Below are 17,840 nucleotides of genomic sequence, written 5' to 3' on the forward strand. Positions count from 1 at the left end.
CGCCGCCCGCGGCGCTGTTACTTACCGCCCCCGCCGGCGCGCCCGCGCCCCCCCGGCCCCGTCCGCCCGCCCCCCACCCCCCCCCCGCCCCCCCGGGGGCGGGGGGCCCCCGCTTCGTGCATTCCGTGGCCAATGTTCCAGGGCTACGACCGTCCCATGGCCAACAGTCCGGGCCGCTTCCTGCGTTCCATGGCCAACGGTCCGGGCCTGCGTTCCATGGCCAACGGTCCGGGCCGGCGTTCCATGGCCAACGTTCCAGGGCGTGCCGCCCGGCGGGTCAGTTGTCGCCCCACCACTTGGCGGGGTCGCCGCCGTACGTGTAGGTCGTGCGGCTGGCGGCGCCGCTGGTGCGGAACGGGCGGCCGCCGTCGTCGATGGGGAGGGTGCCGCTGCGTTTGCCGCTGCTCCAGTCCAGCTCCAGGTACCAACTGCAGTCGCAGGAGACGGCGTCCGCCCGGATGGCCAGCGCCTCCGGCTCGGTGGCGCTGACGGTGCGCGGGAACGGCTTGGCGGGGATCGTCTTCCCCGCCTGCTCACCGGGGACCGCCTTGACGACGGGGCTGGTGTTGTCGAGGGCGATGGAGTACGAGGACGGGGTCAGCCCGCCGCCGCAGCCGCCCGACGGGTTGTAGTGCTGCCAGCCCAACGCCGGGCCCCGGCCCACGACCTGGACGCGCAGCGCCTCCAGCACCACCGGTTCCTTCTCCGTGCCGCGGACCACCACGCCGATGCGCGAGTGCTCCGCGTCGACGCCGCCGAGGCTGCGGGCCCAGCCGACGGTGTCCCCGGTCTGCGGGGTGCCGGGCATGTTCTCCGGGGGCCGGTTGATGAGAAAGGTCTGGAAGCAGGGCAGATCGTCCCCCCAGACGTACGGGCGGACGTTCGCCGACAGCGGCACACTGCCCCCGGGGTGGCCACTGCCGGATCCGGTGGACGCGGAGGGGGCGCCGGACGGGCCCTGGCCGCCCTTGCCGGGTGGGGAGGACGCGTCCTTCTTCCCGTCCTTATCCTTCCCGTCCCCCTTCTCCGGCTTCCCCTTCTCCTTCGCGGTCGCCGACGGGGTGCCGTCGGCCGGCGCGTCGCGCTCGCCGTTCTGCGCGTCCCCGTCGCGGGCGGTGGTGACGCGGTGGGCGGCGTCGTCCCCCGAGACGCCGTACGCGACGGTGACCGCGAGCGCGGCGACAACGGCCACTGCGGCTGTGATCAGCAGCGAGCGCCGCTTCCGGGACGCCTTCGGCGGAACGGTGAAGGCCGCGTGCGCGGCCGCCTCCTCGTCCGCGCGGTCGGCCGAGCGCGGAGGCTCCGCCGGAACGGGATGGGCCGCGTTCCGGGCCGCCCTTTCGCCCGGGCGCGCGTCCGGGCCCGGAGCCGCATCGAGCGGAGCCGGTCCGGGCCGCTCCCCGTCCGCGGCCGCCGTCTCCGCGCCCCGCGCCCACTCCGGCATCCGCCCCGCGACGCCACCCGGCACCGGCTCGGACGGCAACTCCGACGCCGACGCCGGCTCCGGATCAGGCGTCGGCCCCGGCTCGGCATCCGGCTTCGGACCGCTTGGCTCCGGTGCGGACGCCGCACCCGGCTCGGACGCCGTATCCGTCTCCGGCTCCGGTGCCTCCTCCCGGGCCGCCCCCGCCGGGCGTTTCTTCCCGCCCCGGGTGGCCGATGCGAGGATCCATCGCCGGTGCAGCTCGACCAGTTCGTCCGAGTCCGCGCCGCAGAGCCGCCCGAGGCGTTCGACGGATGCGAACTCGGCGGGTACCGCGTCGCCGTTGCAGTAGCGGTGCAGCGTTGACGTGCTCACGTGCAGACGCTTCGCCAGCGTGCCGTAGCTCTGTCCCGTGCGTCCTTTCAACTCCCGCAGCATGGCCGCGAAGGAGCCCTCCCCCTCGTCCTTCGTCATGCCTCAACTATTCCACGCGTTCCAGGCGAGCGTTCCAGGCTGTGGACAACTCCGCAGGCCAGACGGGGTGGAATCATTCCGGCGTCCCGAAGGAGCCGCAAAACCTTGCGAGGTGGGGAGTGGAATGGTGAATGTAGTGACCACGCCGCGGCGTTGAGGTTCTCCGCCACCGCGGTCATCCACTTCCACCACATACCTGAGGTTCGTCATGTCTGCTCTTCGCCGTGTCCGCAAGCCCGCCCTCTTCGCCGTCACCGCCCTCGCGGCCCTCTCCCTGACCGCCTGCGGACCCGCGGAGGGTAAGGACGACGCCCTCAAGTCCGTGCCCTCCGCGTCGGAGGGGCAGGGGCAGAGCACCGCCGATGTCAAGGACGGCCAGAGCGGCGGTAAGGGTGAGGCGCGCGCCTCCACCGAGCGCGGCGACGACGCCGCTAAGAACAACGCCGGCGGCGATGGCGCCTCGGCGTCCGCCCCCTGCACCGGCGCCACCGTGAAGGCCGAGGTCTCGCAGGCGCCCCGCCCGATCAACCACCTGCTCATCAAGATCACCAATACCGGCAGCAAGCGCTGCGAGGCGTTCGTCGCCCCCATGCTCCGCTTCGACGAGGACCAGGCCGCCACCCGCGTGCTGGACGACTCCAAGCCGCAGGCGGTCGTCAGCGTCGAGCCGGGCGAGTCCGCGTACGCCGGTGTCGGTCTGACGGGTGAGCCGAGCGAGGACACCCACCTGCGCGACGCCCGGAACCTGGAGATTCACTTCCAGGGCAGGGACGAGAACGAGCCCGACGCCGGTCACAGCGTCAGCCTCGCCCTGCCGGACGGCACCAAGGTCGACGACAACGCGTTCGTCACCTACTGGCAGACCGACCCCAGCGTCGCCCTCTCCTTCTGAGCCGATGCGCTCCCCAGACCTCCGCGCCCGGCGACGTCCTTCCCCCGGCCCGCCGGGTGCGGAGCCCGTACACGGAAACGGCCCGGCGCACCCCGCGCCGGGCCGTGCCCGCGGAACCCCGGGGTCCGTACGGCGCGCCCGTACGCCAACGCCCCCGGCTCCGCCTCCGTCAGACGTACCGTTCGAGGATGGACGACTCGGCGAGGCGGGACAGGCCCTCGCGGACCGAGCGGGCGCGGGCCTCGCCGACACCGTCCACCGCCTGGAGGTCGTCGACGCTGGCGGCCAGCAGCTTCTGGAGGCCGCCGAAGTGGTCGACGAGACGGTCGATGACCGCGCCGGGCAGCCGCGGCACCTTCGCCAGCAGCCGGAAGCCGCGCGGCGAGACGGCGGAGTCCAGCGTCTCCGGCGAGCCGCTGTAGCCCAACGCACGGGCGACGATTGGCAGTTCCAGCAGCTCGGTGTGGGTGAGCGCGTCCAGCTCCGCCAGCGCCTCGGGGACGGTGCGGGAGCGCTTGGCGGTCGGCTCGGGGACGTAGTCGCGGGCGACCAGCTCGCGCTCGGGCTCGACGCCGGCGATCAGCTCGTCCAGCTGGAGCGTCAGCAGGCGGCCGTCGGTGCCGAGTTCGACGACGTACTCGGCGATCTCGGTCGCGATACGGCGGACCATCTCCAGGCGCTGTGCGACGGCGGAGACGTCCCGGACCGTCACCAGGTCCTCGATCTCCAGGGCGGAGAGAGTGCCGGCGACCTCGTCGAGGCGGAGCTTGTACCGCTCCAGCGTCGCCAGCGCCTGGTTGGCGCGGGAGAGGATCGCCGCCGACTCCTCCAGGACGCGCCGCTCCCCGTCGACATACAGGGCGATCAGCCGCATCGACTGGCTCACCGAGACGACCGGGAAGCCCGCCTGGATGGAGACGCGCTGCGCGGTGCGGTGGCGGGTGCCGGTCTCCTCGGTGGGGATGGAGGCGTCCGGCACCAGCTGCACCCCGGCGCGCAGGATCTTGCTGATGTCCTTGTCGAGCACGAGCGCGCCGTCCAGCTTGCACAGTTCGCGCAGGCGGGTGGCGGTGAACTCGACGTCCAGCACGAACCCGCCGGTGCACATCGACTCGACGGTCTTGTCGAAGCCGAGGACGATCAGTCCGCCGGTGTTGCCGCGCAGGATGCGTTCGAGTCCGTCACGCAGGGCCGTACCGGGGGCGACCGCGCTCAGCGTGGCGCGCATCAGGGCGTCGGTGCCGGAACCCCCGCCGGACCTTCCGGGAGACGATGCCCGGTCGTTGGCTGCCACTGCACTCCTCCGTCGCAAGGTCTGTCGGTCCCCAGCCGCCCGGCCCCTGCCGTGGTGTCCTGCGGCGTACCAGGGAGCGTACGTGTCCCGGCGGCAGGACCGCGGTGGGGCGGGCGGGACCGGGGGCAGAGTCTACCGGCGGACCTCTTCCTCCTGCGGGGCCGCTCGCCGGGGCCGCTTGGGCAGCACCCGCAGCGCCTCGCCGATGTCGGCGACCTCCAGCACCCGCATACCGTCGGGGATCTTGCCCGGATCGGACGGCACCAGCGCGTGGGTGAAGCCGAGCCGCGCGGCCTCGGCGAGCCGCCGTTGGACGCCGGTGACGCGCCGGACCTCCCCGGCGAGCCCGACTTCGCCGATGGCGACGAGGTTCTTGGGCAGTGGGGTGTCGCTCGCCGCGCTGGCCAGGGCGAGCGCCACCGCGAGGTCGGCGGCGGGCTCGGTGAGCTTCACGCCGCCGACGGTGGCGCTGTAGATGTCGCGCTTGCCCAGGGCGCTGATCCGGCCGCGCTGTTCCAGGACGGCGAGCATCATCGAGACGCGGGAGGTCTCCAGGCCGGAGGTGGTCCGGCGCGGCGAGGGGATCTGCGAGTCGACGGTGAGCGCCTGGACTTCGGCGACGAGCGGGCGGCGGCCCTCCAGGGTGACGGTCAGACAGGTGCCGGGCACCGGCTCGGCGCGGCGGGTCAGGAAGAGGCCCGAGGGGTCGGCGAGGCCGGTGATGCCTTCGTCGTGCAGCTCGAAGCAGCCGACCTCGTCGGTGGTGCCGTAGCGGTTCTTGACGCCGCGGACCAGCCGCAGCCGGGCGTGCCGGTCGCCCTCGAACTGCAGGACCACGTCGACGAGGTGCTCCAGCAGGCGGGGGCCCGCGATGGCGCCGTCCTTGGTGACATGGCCGACGAGGAGCGTGGCCATCCCGCGCTCCTTGGACGCGCGGATGAGGGCCCCGGCGACCTCGCGGACCTGCGCCATGCCGCCGGGGGCGCCGTCGATCTCCGGGGAGGCGACGGTCTGCACGGAGTCGAGGACCAGCAGCGACGGCTTGACGTCGTCGAGGTGGCCGAGGACAGCGGAGAGGTCGGTCTCGGCGGCCAGATAGAGGTCTTCGCTGAGCGCGCCGATGCGGTCGGCGCGCAGCCGTACCTGGCTCGCGGACTCCTCGCCGGTGACGTAGAGGGTGCGGTGCGCGTCGGACGCGGCCTTGGCGGCGACGTCGAGCAGGAGGGTGGACTTGCCGACGCCGGGCTCCCCGGCGAGCAGCACGACGGCTCCCGGGACGAGGCCGCCGCCGAGCACGCGGTCCAGCTCGGGCACGCCGCTGGAGCGGGCGGTGGCCCGGCGGCCGTCGACCTGGCCGATGGGGACGGCGGCGGTGGTGACCCGGCCGGGCGCGGTGGTGCGGACCGCCCCGGCGCCGCCGGTCTCCTCGACCGTGCCCCACGCCTGGCATTCGGGGCAGCGCCCGAGCCACTTCACGGTGGTCCAGCCGCACTCGGTGCAACGGTAGGAGGGACGCTCCTTGGCCGACGTTTTACGGGTTGCCATGACGTCACCGTAACGGCGGGGTGTGACAGCGGGGCCGACGGAGGGCGGCGGCGCAGCCATCGAGGCGCCACGGGCGCCGGGCCGGGCCGCCGTCGCGCCGCCCGCCGGGCCGCTGCGGCGCCGGGCCCGCCATCGCGCCGCCCGCCCCGCCGTAGGGCCTGGGGCCGCCCGCCCCGTCTCCGCCGTGTTCGAGAGGCGGGAGATGCCACGGGAAAACGTTTGGGGTCGCCCGCCCCGTCTCCGCCGTGTTCGGGGGGGCAGGAGTTGCCACGGGAAACGTTTGGGGCCGCCCGCCCTGCCTCCGCCGTGTTCGGGGGGCGGGGCGTTGCCACGGGAAATGCCTGAGGCCGTCTGTCCCACCCCCGTCGTGTTCGGGAGCGTGGTGTTTGCCATCGGAAACGGTTGAGGAGGCCCGCATCCGCTCCCCGTCGTGTTCGGGAGGCTTGGGCGGAACGGGTGGTTCATGTCCCCTTTTGAGTGAGATGCTCACTCGTTAGGGTTGAAAGACCGGTCAGACGGCGAGTGCCGCTGAAGCATCGCCCTACCGTCGCCGGGGTGATGAGCAGGCCCGAGCACCCCACGCACACCACCGGCGCACACCGGTCGCGCAGCGGCGCTTCGCGTCGGAGCAGGCCGCAGCACCCCGGCCGACCGGTGCCGTCCGACCGTCCTGAGCAGGCCGTCCGCCCCGAGCGGTCGGTCCGCGTCGCCTGGCCCGTCCTGGCCCCCCCTCCGGGCCCTCCGGGCGCCGCAGGCGCGCAGCCGCATGCCACGCGCCCCGGCATCCCCGGCCGTCCGGGGCACGCCGTCCGGGCCGCGGGCTACGAGCCGTATCTGGACGGGTTGTTCACCTACTGCCTGTCCGTGCTGTGCGCGCACGACGCGGCGGCAGCGGTGCTCGGCGAGACGCTGGCGCTCGCCGAGCGGCAGCACGGCAGACGCCCCGGCGATCCGGAGCTGTACCGCCCCTGGCTCTACGCCCTTGCCCGCTGGGCGTGCCTGCGGCGGCTGGCCGATCCCGGCGCGCCGGATCCGGCGGCGGACCCGGAGGACCCGGCGGACCCGGAGGGCGGGCGGCGCGAGCTGGCCCGGCTGGCGTGGCCCGAGGCGGCCGGGATGACTCCGGAGCAGCGCGAGGCCCTGGAGCTGTCGGTCCGCCACCGGCTGCCCGCGGCGGAGGTGGCCGCGGTGCTCGGCACCGACCCGGTCGCCACCCGGGCGCTGCTGGCCACCGCGTCCTGCGAGGTCGAGCGGACCCGCGCCGCGCTGGCCGTCGTCGAGCGAGGCCGCTGCCCGGACGTCGTGCGGCTGGCCGGTGGCACCCGGATACTGCTGGGCGCGGTGCTGCGGCGGGAGCTGGTGCGGCACGTCGACGACTGCGCCGAGTGCCGCGGTACGGCGGAGTGCGCGACGGCCGCCGGTCCCTGGCCGGGCACCGCACCGGCGGCCCGGGGGACGCTGCCGCTGGTAGCGGCGGACCGGGAGGCGGTGTTCGGGGCGTTGGCGGCGGCTCGGCGGGCGCGGTCCGGGCGGGCCGAGGGGGTGGCCGGTTCGGGCGTGCCGAGCAGGGGGCGCCGGGCGGGCCGCAGCGGTGGGGCAAACGGTTCTCCACGCTACGACCGCCGGGGCTTCCCGGTCCGCCCGACGGATCTGGCGGCCCGCCGGATGCGGCTGCGCAGCCGCGCGATGACGACGACGATCGTTGCCACCGTGCTGGCCGCCCCGGTGCTGGCCCTGTGGGCGGCGTACCGCGGGGCGCCCGCACCGGGTGCGGCGGAGAGCGCGCCCCCGGTGGCGGCCATCGACTCGGACCGCGGGCGGCTGGACGGCCGCCCGTACGAGAACGCGGGCAACGCCGGGACGACGCCGCGCCCCGCGCCGTGGGCGTCCGAGGGGCCGGGGGACGTGGCGGCGCGGGTGATCGCCGCGAACGACGCACGGTTGCGCCTGTCCACCGGCCCCGGGCGGCTGATGGTGGCGGCGCAGCCGCGCGGCGCGACGACCGTCATCATGCTCAGCGCGTCCGGCGGCACCCCGGTGCGCTGGACGGCGGCGCCCGGCGCACCGTGGCTCCAGCTCAGCCGGACGGCCGGGGAGCTGCGGCCGGGACAGGCCACGGCGGTGACCGTCCACGTCGACCACGACCGGGAGCCGGACGGGCCCTGGCGGACCCGCATCGTCATCGGGCCGGGCGGCACCGCGGTCGTGTTGGAGGGCCGGGGCGCCGGTTCCCCGGGCGCGGGCGGCAGGCACCCGACGGGTCCGGCACCCACGTTGGCCCGTCCGGCCATGCCGTCGCCCCGGCCGACCGGTCCGTCGCCCACCGCCCCGTCGTCGCTGGAGCCGACGTCCACGGGGCCGACGCCCACGGATTCGTCGACGCCGGTGGCCACGGTGCGCTGAGGGGCGACGCGGGAGGCCGGAACGGGGCGGGCGGGACGCCGCAGCGGCCCGGCGGCCACCACAGTGGTCGGGTGGACCGCCGCGGTGGTCGGGTGGAACGCTGGAACGGGACGGGTGGGACGCCGGAACGGGACGGGCGGGACGCCGGAAGGGGACGGGGACCTCGCCGAACCCGGCCCGCCTCCAGGTCCCTCCGCCAGGTCCCTCCTCTAGATCCCGCTCCAGATCCCGCCTCCAGGTCCCGTCCTCTAGATCCCGCCCCCAGCTAGGCTCCGCCCGCCTCCGGCACCTCCAGCTTCACGGCCTTTCCCGAGCGGGCGGACTTCGGCGGGGTCGCCGGGTCCGCCGGGTGCGGCGCCAGCGGGAGGGTGGCCGCCAGGCGTTCCTCGCAGAGTTCGGCGAGCTTGGCGTAGCCCTCCTTGCCCATCAGTTCGGTGAGTTCCGGTTCGTACGAGACGTAGACCGGGTCGCCGGCGCCGTGGGCGGAGGTGGCGGAGGTGCACCACCAGTGCAGGTCGTGGCCGCCGGGGCCCCAGCCGCGGCGGTCGTACTCGCCGATCGTCACCTGGAGGACCTGGGTGTCGTCGGGCCGGTCGATCCAGTCGTAGGTGCGGCGCACCGGGAGCTGCCAGCAGACGTCCGGCTTGGTCTCCAGGGGCTCGCGGCCCTCGCGCAGCGCCAGCAGGTGCAGGGAGCACCCGGCGCCCGCCGCGAAGCCGGGGCGGTTCTGGAAAATGCAGGAACCCTGCCAGCGGCGGGTCTGCCGGTCGCCGTCCTCGTCCTCCTCCGTCCAGCCGCTCTCGGTGCCGACGTCGTGGAACTGCCACAGCTCGGGGGTGAGCCGTGCCACGTGCCCGGCGACCCGCTCCTCGTCCTCCTCGTCGGAGAAGTGCGCGCCGAGCGTGCAGCAGCCGTCGTCGGCGCGGCCCGCCTGGATGCCCTGGCAGCCGCTGCCGAAGATGCACGTCCAGCGGGAGGTCAGCCAGGTCAGGTCGCAGCGGAAGAGCTGTTCGTCGTCGGCCGGGTCCGGGAAGGTGACCCAGGCGCGGGCGAAGTCGAGGCCGACCTCGTCGGCCGTGGCGCCCGCCGCACCGGCCTGGCGCTTTGCGCCCTTATCTGAGGTTTTCCCGCGCTTCGCCTTGTTCGTCTTAGCCACGAGTCCAGCGTACGGGCCCGTCGGCCTCGCGAGTCGCCGCCGGACCGGACCCCGGGGGCGCGCGCACCACCGCCGAGCGCCCCCGCGCCCCCGGCCGGTCCCCTCCGGGCCCCGGGTGCCGCAGTAGGTTTCCCCGTATGAGACTCGGTGTCCTCGATGTGGGTTCGAATACGGTCCATCTCCTGGTGGTCGACGCGCACCCAGGCGCGCGCCCGCTGCCCGCCTACTCGCACAAGGCGGAGCTGCGGCTCGCCGAACTGCTCGACGCGGCCGGCGCGATAAGCGACGCGGGCGTGGCGCGGCTGATCACGACGGTCCGGGAGGCAGGGGAGGTGGCCGAGGACAAGGGTGTCGAGGACGTGCTGCCGTTCGCGACCTCCGCGATCCGCGAGGCCACCAACAGCGAGGAGGTGCTGCGCCGCGTCGCCGAGGAGACCGGCGTCGCGCTGCGGGTGCTGTCCGGTGAGGACGAGGCGCGCCTGACCTTCCTCGCCACCCGCCGCTGGTTCGGCTGGTCGGCCGGGCGGCTGCTGCTTCTGGACATCGGCGGCGGCTCCCTGGAGATCGCGTACGGGCTGGACGAGGAGCCGGACGCGGCGGCGTCGCTGCCGCTTGGCGCGGGCCGTCTGACCAGCGGCGCACTGCCCGGCGATCCGCCCGGCACGGACGACGTGCGGGCGCTGCGCCGCCGGGTGCGGGCCGATATCGCGAAGGTGGTGAGCGATTTCACCCGCTACGGCGCCCCCGATCACGTCGTCGGGACGTCGAAGACCTTCCGGCAGCTGGCCCGGATCACCGGCGCCGCCCGCTCCTCCGACGGGCTGTACGTCCAGCGGCAGCTGGAGCGCAAGAAGGTGGAGGAGTGGGTGCCGAAGCTGGCCGGGATGACGGCGCAGCAGCGGGCCGCGCTGCCCGGTGTCTCCGAGGGCCGTTCGCGGCAGCTGCTGGCGGGGGCGCTGGTGGCGGAGGCGGCGATGGACCTGTTCGGGGTGGATGCGCTGGAGATCTGCCCGTGGGCGCTGCGTGAGGGCGTGATCCTGCGGCGGCTCGACCACCTGTCCACGACCTGAGCGGTGCGGCCCGTACGCTGTCCCTCGTGACAGAGCCAGTGGTGCGCATCCCCGATGCGAAGGTCGCGCTGTCCACGGCCTCGGTCTACCCGGAGTCGACGGCGACGGCGTTCGAGATCGCCGCGCGCCTGGGGTACGACGGCATCGAGGTCATGGTGTGGACCGACCCGGTCAGCCAGGACATCGAGGCGCTGCGGCGGCTGTCGGACTACCACGGCGTGCCGGTCCTGGCGGTGCACGCGCCATGCCTGCTGATCACGCAGCGGGTGTGGTCGACCGACCCGTGGGTCAAGCTCCAGCGGGCGAAGAACGCCGCGGAGAAGCTGGGCGCCTCCACCGTCGTCGTCCATCCGCCGTTCCGCTGGCAGCGGTCGTACGCACGGGAGTTCGTGCGTGGTGTGTGGCGGATGGAGCACGAGACGGACGTCCGGTTCGCGGTCGAGAACATGTATCCGTGGCGTTACCGCGACCGCGAGATGCTGGCGTACGCGCCGGACTGGGACCCGACCAACGACGACTACCGCCACTTCACGATCGACCTCTCGCACACCGCGACGTCGCGCAGCGAGGCGCTGGAGATGGTGGGGCGGATGGGCGACCGGCTGGCGCACGTTCATCTCGCCGACGGCAACGGCTCCAACAAGGACGAGCATCTGGTGCCGGGGCGCGGCTCCCAGCCGTGCGCGGAGCTGCTGGAACAGCTGGCGGTGACCGGTTTCGACGGCCATGTCGTCGTCGAGGTCAACACCCGCCGCGCGATGTCCGCGGCGGAGCGCGAGGCGGACCTCGCGGAGGCGCTGGCCTTCACCCGGCTCCATATGGCGTCGCCGAAAAGGTAGGGGCGGAGCCTCGCGGGGCGCCGAAGCGGTGGCCACGCCCCTCGCGTCGCCCCTCGGCGTAGCCCCTCGCGTCACCCCTCGGCCCCCCGTCCGCACTCCGGTCACCCGTCTCACCATGCGGAGGACTTGTCCGGATCGCGGATCGGCAGCGTAGTCTCGGGATGAGCTGATACAGGACGGCTGATGTACGACGCCGCCGGTACGCGGCGGGGTGTCCGTCCCCCTTCCGGTGCCGTAGCGGTGGTCGTCCGAGACGAATCCCGAGGGAGTGACCATCGTGCCCGAGCTGAGGTCCCGCACCGTTACCCATGGCCGCAACATGGCCGGCGCCCGAGCCCTTATGCAGGCCAGCGGCGTGGCGCGCGAGGACTTCGGCAAGCCGATCGTCGCCGTCGCCAACAGCTTCACGGAGTTCGTACCGGGCCACACCCACCTCCAGCCGGTGGGCCGCATCGTCTCCGAGGCGATCCACGCGGCGGGCGGCATCGCCCGGGAGTTCAACACCATCGCCGTCGACGACGGCATCGCCATGGGCCACGGCGGCATGCTCTACAGCCTGCCGTCCCGCGATCTGATCGCCGACTCCGTCGAGTACATGGTCGAGGCGCACTGCGCGGACGCGCTGATCTGCATCTCCAACTGCGACAAGATCACCCCGGGCATGCTGATGGCCGCGATGCGCCTCAACATCCCCACCGTCTTCGTCTCCGGCGGCCCGATGGAGGCCGGTCAGGCGACGCTGGTCGACGGCACGGTCCGCAAGCTCGACCTCGTCAACGCCATCTCCGAGGCGGTCAACGAGAACGTCTCCGACGAGGACATCCTCCGCATCGAGCAGAACGCCTGCCCGACCTGCGGTTCCTGTTCCGGCATGTTCACCGCCAACTCCATGAACTGCCTGGCCGAGGCGATCGGCCTCGCCCTCCCCGGCAACGGCTCCGTCCTCGCCACCCACACCGCCCGCAAGGCGCTGTACGAGAACGCCGGCCGCACCGTCGTCGAGATCACCAAGCGCCACTACGAGCAGGACGACACCACCGTCCTGCCGCGGTCGGTCGGCTCCCGCGCGGCGTTCGAGAACGCCGTCGCCCTCGACATCGCCATGGGCGGCTCGACCAACACGATCCTGCACCTGCTGGCCGCCGCGCAGGAGGCCGAGCTCGACTTCGACATGAAGAAGATCGACGAGCTGTCGCGGCAGCTGCCCTGCCTGTCGAAGGTCGCCCCGAACGGCGCGTACTACATGGAGGACGTGCACCGCGCGGGCGGCATCCCCGCCATCCTCGGCGAGCTGTACCGCGCCGGGCTGCTCAACGAGGACGTCCACACCGTCCACTCCCCGTCGCTCGCCGACTGGCTGAAGAACTGGGACATCCGCGGCGGCTCCCCGTCCGCGGAGGCGACGGAGCTGTTCCATGCGGCGCCCGGCTGCGTCCGCTCGGCGAAGGCGTTCTCGCAGTCGGAGCGGTGGGAGTCGCTGGACACCGACGCGGCGGGCGGCTGCATCCGCGACATCGAGCACGCCTACTCCACCGAGGGCGGCCTGGCGATCCTCTACGGCAACCTCGCCGTGGACGGCTGCGTCGTGAAGACCGCCGGTGTCGACGAGTCGATCTGGACGTTCGAGGGCCCCGCCGTGGTCTGCGAATCGCAGGAGGCCGCGGTCGACGCGATCCTGAAGAAGCAGGTCAAGGAGGGTGACGTCGTCGTCATCCGCTACGAGGGCCCCAAGGGCGGCCCCGGTATGCAGGAGATGCTGTACCCGACGTCGTTCCTCAAGGGCCGCGGTCTGGGCAAGGCGTGCGCGCTCGTCACCGACGGCCGCTTCTCCGGCGGCACCTCGGGCCTGTCCATCGGCCACGCTTCCCCGGAGGCGGCGTCCGGCGGCACCATCGCCCTCGTCGAGAACGGCGACCGCATCCGCATCGACATCCCGAACCGCTCCATCGAACTCCTCGTGGACGACGCGGAGCTGGACTCCCGCCGCCTGGCCCTCGACGGCGTCTACGCCCCGAAGCAGCGCGACCGCAAGGTCTCCCAGGCGCTGCGCGCGTACGCCGCGATGGCCACCAGCGCGGACAAGGGCGCGGTGCGCGATGTGAGCAAGCTGGGGTGAGGTAGCGGATCCGCGTACGGGACGCCGTACGCGGATGCCGTGCATGGATCCCGTACGCGGATGCCGTACGTGGATCCCGTACGTGTGGGCCCTCGCCGGGTGGCGGGGGCCCACACGTGTCACCACGGCGGGCATTCCGTCACGCGAGATCATGCTGCCAGCGGAGCGCGGGATGCCCTTCGATCCAGTAGGTGTGGGAGTTCTCCGTGATGCGGAGCCGTACCGCGGAGATGTCCGGGCTTCCGGCCTCCTGCCAGGCGAGCAGGGCTCGTTCGATGGTGTCCCAGAGCCGTACGGGGCCGCCCTGCCGGACGGACGTCCACGCGTCGCCGTCTGCGAGGAAATGGGCGAACGACTCGCGCCGGGGGTCGAAGAGGTACCTCAGCGCAGTGCCGTCGCCGGATCTTGCCTGGGTGAACTGTGCGCCCGGCGCCGCGAGTTGCGCGAGGAAGGCCGGCATCCACTCCTCCAGCAGGGCGGGGGACACCTCGGTCGCCCGCTCGCCGTCGGCGTAGGCGACGCGGGCCGACAGATCGCCGGAGACCGGTCCGAGGGCCTGGGAGCGGGCCTGCATGAAGGAGGAAGGCCCGACGATCCGCCCCTCCGCGGTGCCGTCCTCGCCCACGGTGACCTTCGCCAGGCCGGTGCCGTAATGCCAGGCCCCGCCGACCGTGGACAGGACGATGCCGCCCGGTTTCGTCTGCCTGATCCAGGTGTAAGGGATGCGATGTACGGCGCAGGTCGCGATCGTCCGGTCGTACGGGGCCCGGCGCGGATGCCCGAGGAGCCCGTCGCCGGTCACGGTCCAGGTCGAGAACCCGGCCTCTTCGAGCGCGGCGTCGGCACGTGCGGCGACCTCGGGATCCACCTCGATGGTCGTCACGTTGTCCTCGCCCAGGCGATGGCACATCAGGGCCGAGGAGTAGCCGGTGCCCGTGCCGATCTCCAGGACCGTGTGCCAGTCTTCGAGGCCCAGTTCCTCGATCATGCTGAGGACGGTCACGGGGGTGGTGGACGACGAGGTCGGCGCTCCCTCGACCAGGCCGTCCGCCCTGTCGGCGGTCAGATGCCCGTCGAGCTGGGTGGTCAAGGACTCCTCTCGGTAGGCGATCTCCGTCCAGGTATCCGCATCGGTGGCGGACCGGGGAACGGGTCGCCACCGGCCCCCGTCCGCAGCCAGAAAAACGCCCGGCCGAAGGAACAGCTCCCGGGGGACGGCCTCCACCGCGGCCCGGAGAGCGGGCGTGGTGAGGACCCCGGCCCGCGCGAGCCGGTCGGCGAGGGCACGCCGCTGGGGCGCGGTGTCGGTCATGTCGGTACTCCTTCGGTCAGCAGATCGGCGAACGCGGCGGCCATCCGCAGTCCGGTGTGCTCCTCCAGCCACGCCCACTGGCCGTTGGGATTCAGCTCCAGCCACCAGTAGTTCCCGGCCCGGTCCACGGCCAGGTCGAAACTGCCCGAGGCGAGGCCGAGGCGGTCGAGGTAGGCGAGGAGGGCCTTCGTCACACGGTCAGGGAGGTCGACCACGCGGTAGGAGAGGGCCGAGTAGTCCCTGCGCCAGTCCAGCAGGCCGGAGTCGATCCGTACGGCGAAGAGGCGCCGGCCGACGATCAGCACGCGTACGTCACCGGTCTTGTCCACCCGGGCCTGGAAGAGGTGTGGCGCCACGCGCACGCTGTCATCGATCTCCTGCGCGGTGACGGGCTCCGCCCATCCGGTCACGGGCACTCCGTCCCGCGCATACGGGGTCCACCGCAGGGTCTTGTAGATCACCTGCCCGTGGGCGGTGATGAACTCCCGCGCGTCATCCGGATCGTTGGTGACGAGCGTCGGTGGCACGGTCAGGCCGAGCCTCTGCGCGAGGGCGAGTTGGGCGGGCTTGTGGTCGGCGGCCGCGGTACGCAGGGGGTGGTTTACCCACAGCGGGCCTTCCATGGCGTACAGGGTGCCGCCGAGCCCGTGGCGGACCTGGGCGGCGGCGAAGCGGGCGTCGTCCCGGCCCAGGAGCCGGAAGTCCGGCCAGACGGGGCGGCGCCAGTACACGGCCCGCACCTGCGCGAGGTCGACGGTTCTCGACGGCGTACGCACCTGCCCGGCCACGGGAGCCGGACCGGTGCCGAACCGGGCCGAGACCGTCAGGCCCTCGCCGATGTCGGCAGGGTTGAACCGGACCACCGGCACGCCTCGCCGGTTGAGTTCGGTGATCACCATGTCGGCGGTCAGGTCCTCCGCCTCGGTGGCCACCAGCACCGGCCTCTCCTCGGTCATCGACATCAGTCCTGCTGGGAGTCCTGGTCGTGGCCCTGGTCATTCTGCGAGTCCGAGTTCGTGACCGTGGAGGTCTCGGTCCCGGAGCTGGTGCCGTGTCGGCCCATTTCGACCACCCGTCCGGCGTGGTCCCGGAACACACCGAGCTGTGTCACGGGGTCGATGGCGACCGTCGCGTGGGGGAGGCGGGCGGTCGTCGGATACGGCGCTAGTCGGGCGGCACCCCAGGGGGGCGCGGCAGCGGGGGTCTCGGCTGTGGTGGTCATCGTGCTCTTCTCCTGCCTGACGGATCGACGGGGAGCTGTGCACTTGCTTACCCGCCCCGGTCGGCTCGACCTGTCCCTTGTGCGGGGGCGCTACGGGCGGAGGTGCGCGGGCTGCGTTGTCGGCCCGCTTCGGCACGACCGTAGAGCGGACCACAGCCAACTCCCAAGAGAATTACGCGAGTTTGCGGCAGCATGTTTGACGGAGTCGAACGCCGCATCGACCATCGATGTACCGCGCAATCCCGTGCAAGACAGTGGGTGGGAGATCAGCGATGAAGCTACGGTTCCTCGGTAAGGACTCCAAGCAGGGAGACTGCCCGACCCTCTACGCCACCGACCGCGACACGTACCTCGTCCAGGGGTGGAAGATCTTCGCGAACGACCTGCTGATGCAGCTCACGATCCCCGAAGGGCAGACGGCCGTGGAGGTCCCCACCGAGCTGTTCGACCACCTGGTGAACGACGGCCTCCCCTCAGGTGAGTTCGTGCGTCTTGAGGACCCCCTCGTGATCCTCACGCCGGGAGGAACGTACGTTGTCCAGGGCTGGGAGGTGACCGACGCCGACGCCCTGGCCCAGATGGAGATTCCGGACTACGAGACCGTGGTCGAGGTCCCTAAGGACGCGATCAACGCCCTACTGGAGGAACCGCGTGGAGCTGATCTCCAGCGCCGAGCGCAACCAGCTCTTTGAGCGGTTCGCGCACGACGCCTTCCACCTGGAGCTGAGGGACGACTACTCCGTTCCGAACGAGGAAGGGCCGTTCGAGGACTGGCTCAACGGGTCAGCGACCGATGACGCGTTCATGGAGCCGTGGACACGGCTCATGAAGGGCGTCACGGGCTCCGGGATGACGGTCCGCCGGGTGCGGGTCGTCACCGAGCCGCACAGCCCCTACATCCGGTGGGAGTACGCCACCACGGGCGTCAATGAAGCGGCCGGCGAGTCGATTCGGTGGTTGCCGCGCCACCGGCTCCCCGAGGGCCTGCGCTTCCCCGTGGACGGCAACGACTGGTGGCTCTTCGACGACAAGCTCGTGGCCGTGGGGCACTTCGACGGTTCGGGGCGCGTTCTGGGCTCGGAGATCATCGAGAGCCCCGCCGTCGTCGCCGAGTGCATCCGCGTCCGGGACCTGCTCTGGCCCCTCGCCACCCCGACCGCCGCGTACCAGCCCTGAGAGACCCGTGAGCGAACAGGCACGAACGAGGCGCGAGGCCCTGGGCGCCCGGCTGCGTGGATTCCGCAAGGACGCGGGGTTCAGTAGCGGCCGGGCCTTCGCCGCTGCCACCGGCTGGCAGGAGTCCAAGGTCTCGCGCATCGAGAACGGCAAGCAGAACGCGAGCGAGGGCGACATACGCGTCTGGTGCCGGACGACCGGACACGAGGCCGACCTCGCCGACCTGGTCGCCACCGTTCGCCACCTGGACGAGATGTGGCGGGAATGGCGTCGGCAGATCCAGGACGGGGCCGCGCGCCGCCAGCAGAAGTCCCTGCCGCTCTACCGGAAGACCAAGGTCTTCCGCATCTGGGAGCCCTCCACGATCTGGGGCACCCTCCAGACCTCCGCCTACGCCGCGAACGTCTTCGAGCAGGTGTCGATGTTCCACGAGACCCCGGCCGACACGGAAGCCGCGGTGGCGAAGCGCCTCGAACGACAGGCGTACCTCTACCAAGGGGACCGGATCTTCAACGTGCTCCTCGGCGAGCAGGCCCTCTACTCGAACCACGGTGGCCCGGAGGTCATGAGGGCCCAACTCGACCGGCTACTGGCGGTGATGTCGCTCCCCCGGCTCAGCCTCGGCATCGTTCCCAAGGACGCGGAACTCGATCTGTGGATCGGGCATGGATTCTCGATGTTCGATTCCCGGCTCGTGATGATCGAGACCTACTCCGCGGAAATATCCGTGACGCAGCCGACGGAAGTCGAGCTCTACCGCAGGGCTTTTGAGCTGCACCGGCGGTCCGCCGTCCACGGGCAGTCCGCAAGGGACGTGATCTTGAAAGCCGTCGAGCATTTTGACCGAAGGGGGCGGGGAATCCGTTCCTGAAAGCGGGAAGGGGCGCACCGGCCTCCCCCGTGGCGTCGGATTCCTTC

The 17,840-nt window shown here is 72.5% G+C and carries 15 protein-coding genes; 8 read left to right on the plus strand and 7 right to left on the minus strand.

What is annotated here, in order from left to right; genetic code table 11:
• Positions 1-277: 277 nt before the first annotated feature.
• Complete coding sequence (locus ACFWWQ_RS23510; RefSeq protein ID WP_384599416.1) at positions 278-1,897, minus strand: helix-turn-helix domain-containing protein; 1,620 nt, start codon at positions 1,895-1,897, stop codon at positions 278-280.
• A 208-nt stretch (positions 1,898-2,105) separates the two neighbouring features.
• Here ACFWWQ_RS23510 and ACFWWQ_RS23515 point away from each other — a divergent pair, with 208 nt between their 5' ends.
• Entirely contained in the window at positions 2,106-2,789 is a 684-nt protein-coding gene (locus tag ACFWWQ_RS23515) for a DUF4232 domain-containing protein (protein WP_384599419.1), read from the plus strand.
• A gap of 169 nt (positions 2,790-2,958) precedes the next feature.
• Here ACFWWQ_RS23515 and disA read toward each other — a convergent pair whose 3' ends face one another.
• Positions 2,959-4,083: a DNA integrity scanning diadenylate cyclase DisA gene (gene disA / locus ACFWWQ_RS23520; RefSeq protein WP_384599422.1), complete on the minus strand. Its 1,125-nt coding sequence runs from the start codon at positions 4,081-4,083 to the stop codon at positions 2,959-2,961.
• A gap of 132 nt (positions 4,084-4,215) precedes the next feature.
• A complete protein-coding gene (gene radA, locus ACFWWQ_RS23525; protein ID WP_143940617.1) occupies positions 4,216-5,628 on the minus strand; it encodes a DNA repair protein RadA in 1,413 nt (470 codons plus the stop codon).
• A gap of 555 nt (positions 5,629-6,183) precedes the next feature.
• On the opposite strand from radA, the gene ACFWWQ_RS23530 reads away from it, so the two are divergent.
• Complete coding sequence (locus ACFWWQ_RS23530; protein ID WP_384599426.1) at positions 6,184-8,031, plus strand: RNA polymerase sigma factor; 1,848 nt, start codon at positions 6,184-6,186, stop codon at positions 8,029-8,031.
• A 265-nt stretch (positions 8,032-8,296) separates the two neighbouring features.
• On the opposite strand, the gene ACFWWQ_RS23535 is transcribed toward ACFWWQ_RS23530, so the two are convergent.
• On the minus strand, positions 8,297-9,187 hold the full coding sequence (locus ACFWWQ_RS23535; protein WP_384599429.1) for a hypothetical protein: 891 nt from the start codon (positions 9,185-9,187) through the stop codon (positions 8,297-8,299).
• A gap of 137 nt (positions 9,188-9,324) precedes the next feature.
• Between ACFWWQ_RS23535 and ACFWWQ_RS23540 the strand changes: the two genes are divergently transcribed.
• From ACFWWQ_RS23540 to ilvD, 3 genes are all read left to right on the plus strand, one after another.
• Positions 9,325-10,257, plus strand: coding sequence for a Ppx/GppA family phosphatase (locus tag ACFWWQ_RS23540; RefSeq protein WP_384599432.1), 933 nt, complete (start codon positions 9,325-9,327; stop codon positions 10,255-10,257).
• Positions 10,258-10,295: 38 nt separating this feature from the next.
• Positions 10,296-11,096 carry a sugar phosphate isomerase/epimerase family protein gene (locus ACFWWQ_RS23545; protein WP_384599519.1) on the plus strand — a complete coding sequence of 267 codons (801 nt, stop codon included), beginning with the start codon at positions 10,296-10,298 and terminating at the stop codon, positions 11,094-11,096.
• Between the two features lie 277 nt (positions 11,097-11,373).
• Positions 11,374-13,212 (plus strand): dihydroxy-acid dehydratase, encoded by a 1,839-nt coding sequence (gene ilvD, locus ACFWWQ_RS23550; protein ID WP_384599435.1) that lies wholly within the window; start codon positions 11,374-11,376, stop codon positions 13,210-13,212.
• Between the two features lie 139 nt (positions 13,213-13,351).
• On the opposite strand, the gene tgmC is transcribed toward ilvD, so the two are convergent.
• From tgmC to tgmA, 3 genes are read right to left on the minus strand one after another with little or no spacing between them, the layout of a single operon-like run.
• Positions 13,352-14,524, minus strand: a complete 1,173-nt coding sequence (gene tgmC / locus ACFWWQ_RS23555) for an ATP-grasp peptide maturase system methyltransferase (protein WP_384599438.1) — start codon at positions 14,522-14,524, stop codon at positions 13,352-13,354.
• Positions 14,521-15,480, minus strand: a complete 960-nt coding sequence (tgmB, locus tag ACFWWQ_RS23560) for an ATP-grasp ribosomal peptide maturase (protein WP_384599441.1) — start codon at positions 15,478-15,480, stop codon at positions 14,521-14,523. Before tgmB ends, tgmC begins: the two co-directional genes overlap by 4 nt.
• A 5-nt stretch (positions 15,481-15,485) precedes the next feature.
• Positions 15,486-15,746 carry a putative ATP-grasp-modified RiPP gene (gene tgmA / locus ACFWWQ_RS23565; RefSeq protein ID WP_384599444.1) on the minus strand — a complete coding sequence of 87 codons (261 nt, stop codon included), beginning with the start codon at positions 15,744-15,746 and terminating at the stop codon, positions 15,486-15,488.
• A gap of 272 nt (positions 15,747-16,018) precedes the next feature.
• Between tgmA and ACFWWQ_RS23570 the strand changes: the two genes are divergently transcribed.
• From ACFWWQ_RS23570 to ACFWWQ_RS23580, 3 genes are read left to right on the plus strand one after another with little or no spacing between them, the layout of a single operon-like run.
• Positions 16,019-16,438, plus strand: coding sequence for a hypothetical protein (locus ACFWWQ_RS23570; protein WP_384599447.1), 420 nt, complete (start codon positions 16,019-16,021; stop codon positions 16,436-16,438).
• A complete protein-coding gene (locus tag ACFWWQ_RS23575; RefSeq protein ID WP_384599449.1) occupies positions 16,398-16,922 on the plus strand; it encodes a DUF6879 family protein in 525 nt (174 codons plus the stop codon). The genes ACFWWQ_RS23570 and ACFWWQ_RS23575 overlap by 41 nt, the downstream gene beginning before the upstream one ends.
• A gap of 7 nt (positions 16,923-16,929) precedes the next feature.
• Complete coding sequence (locus ACFWWQ_RS23580) at positions 16,930-17,793, plus strand: helix-turn-helix domain-containing protein (RefSeq protein WP_384599452.1); 864 nt, start codon at positions 16,930-16,932, stop codon at positions 17,791-17,793.
• Positions 17,794-17,840 lie beyond the last annotated feature (47 nt).

The organism is Streptomyces sp. NPDC059080 (genome assembly GCF_042739975.1).
Lineage (GTDB): Bacteria > Actinomycetota > Actinomycetes > Streptomycetales > Streptomycetaceae > Streptomyces > Streptomyces benahoarensis.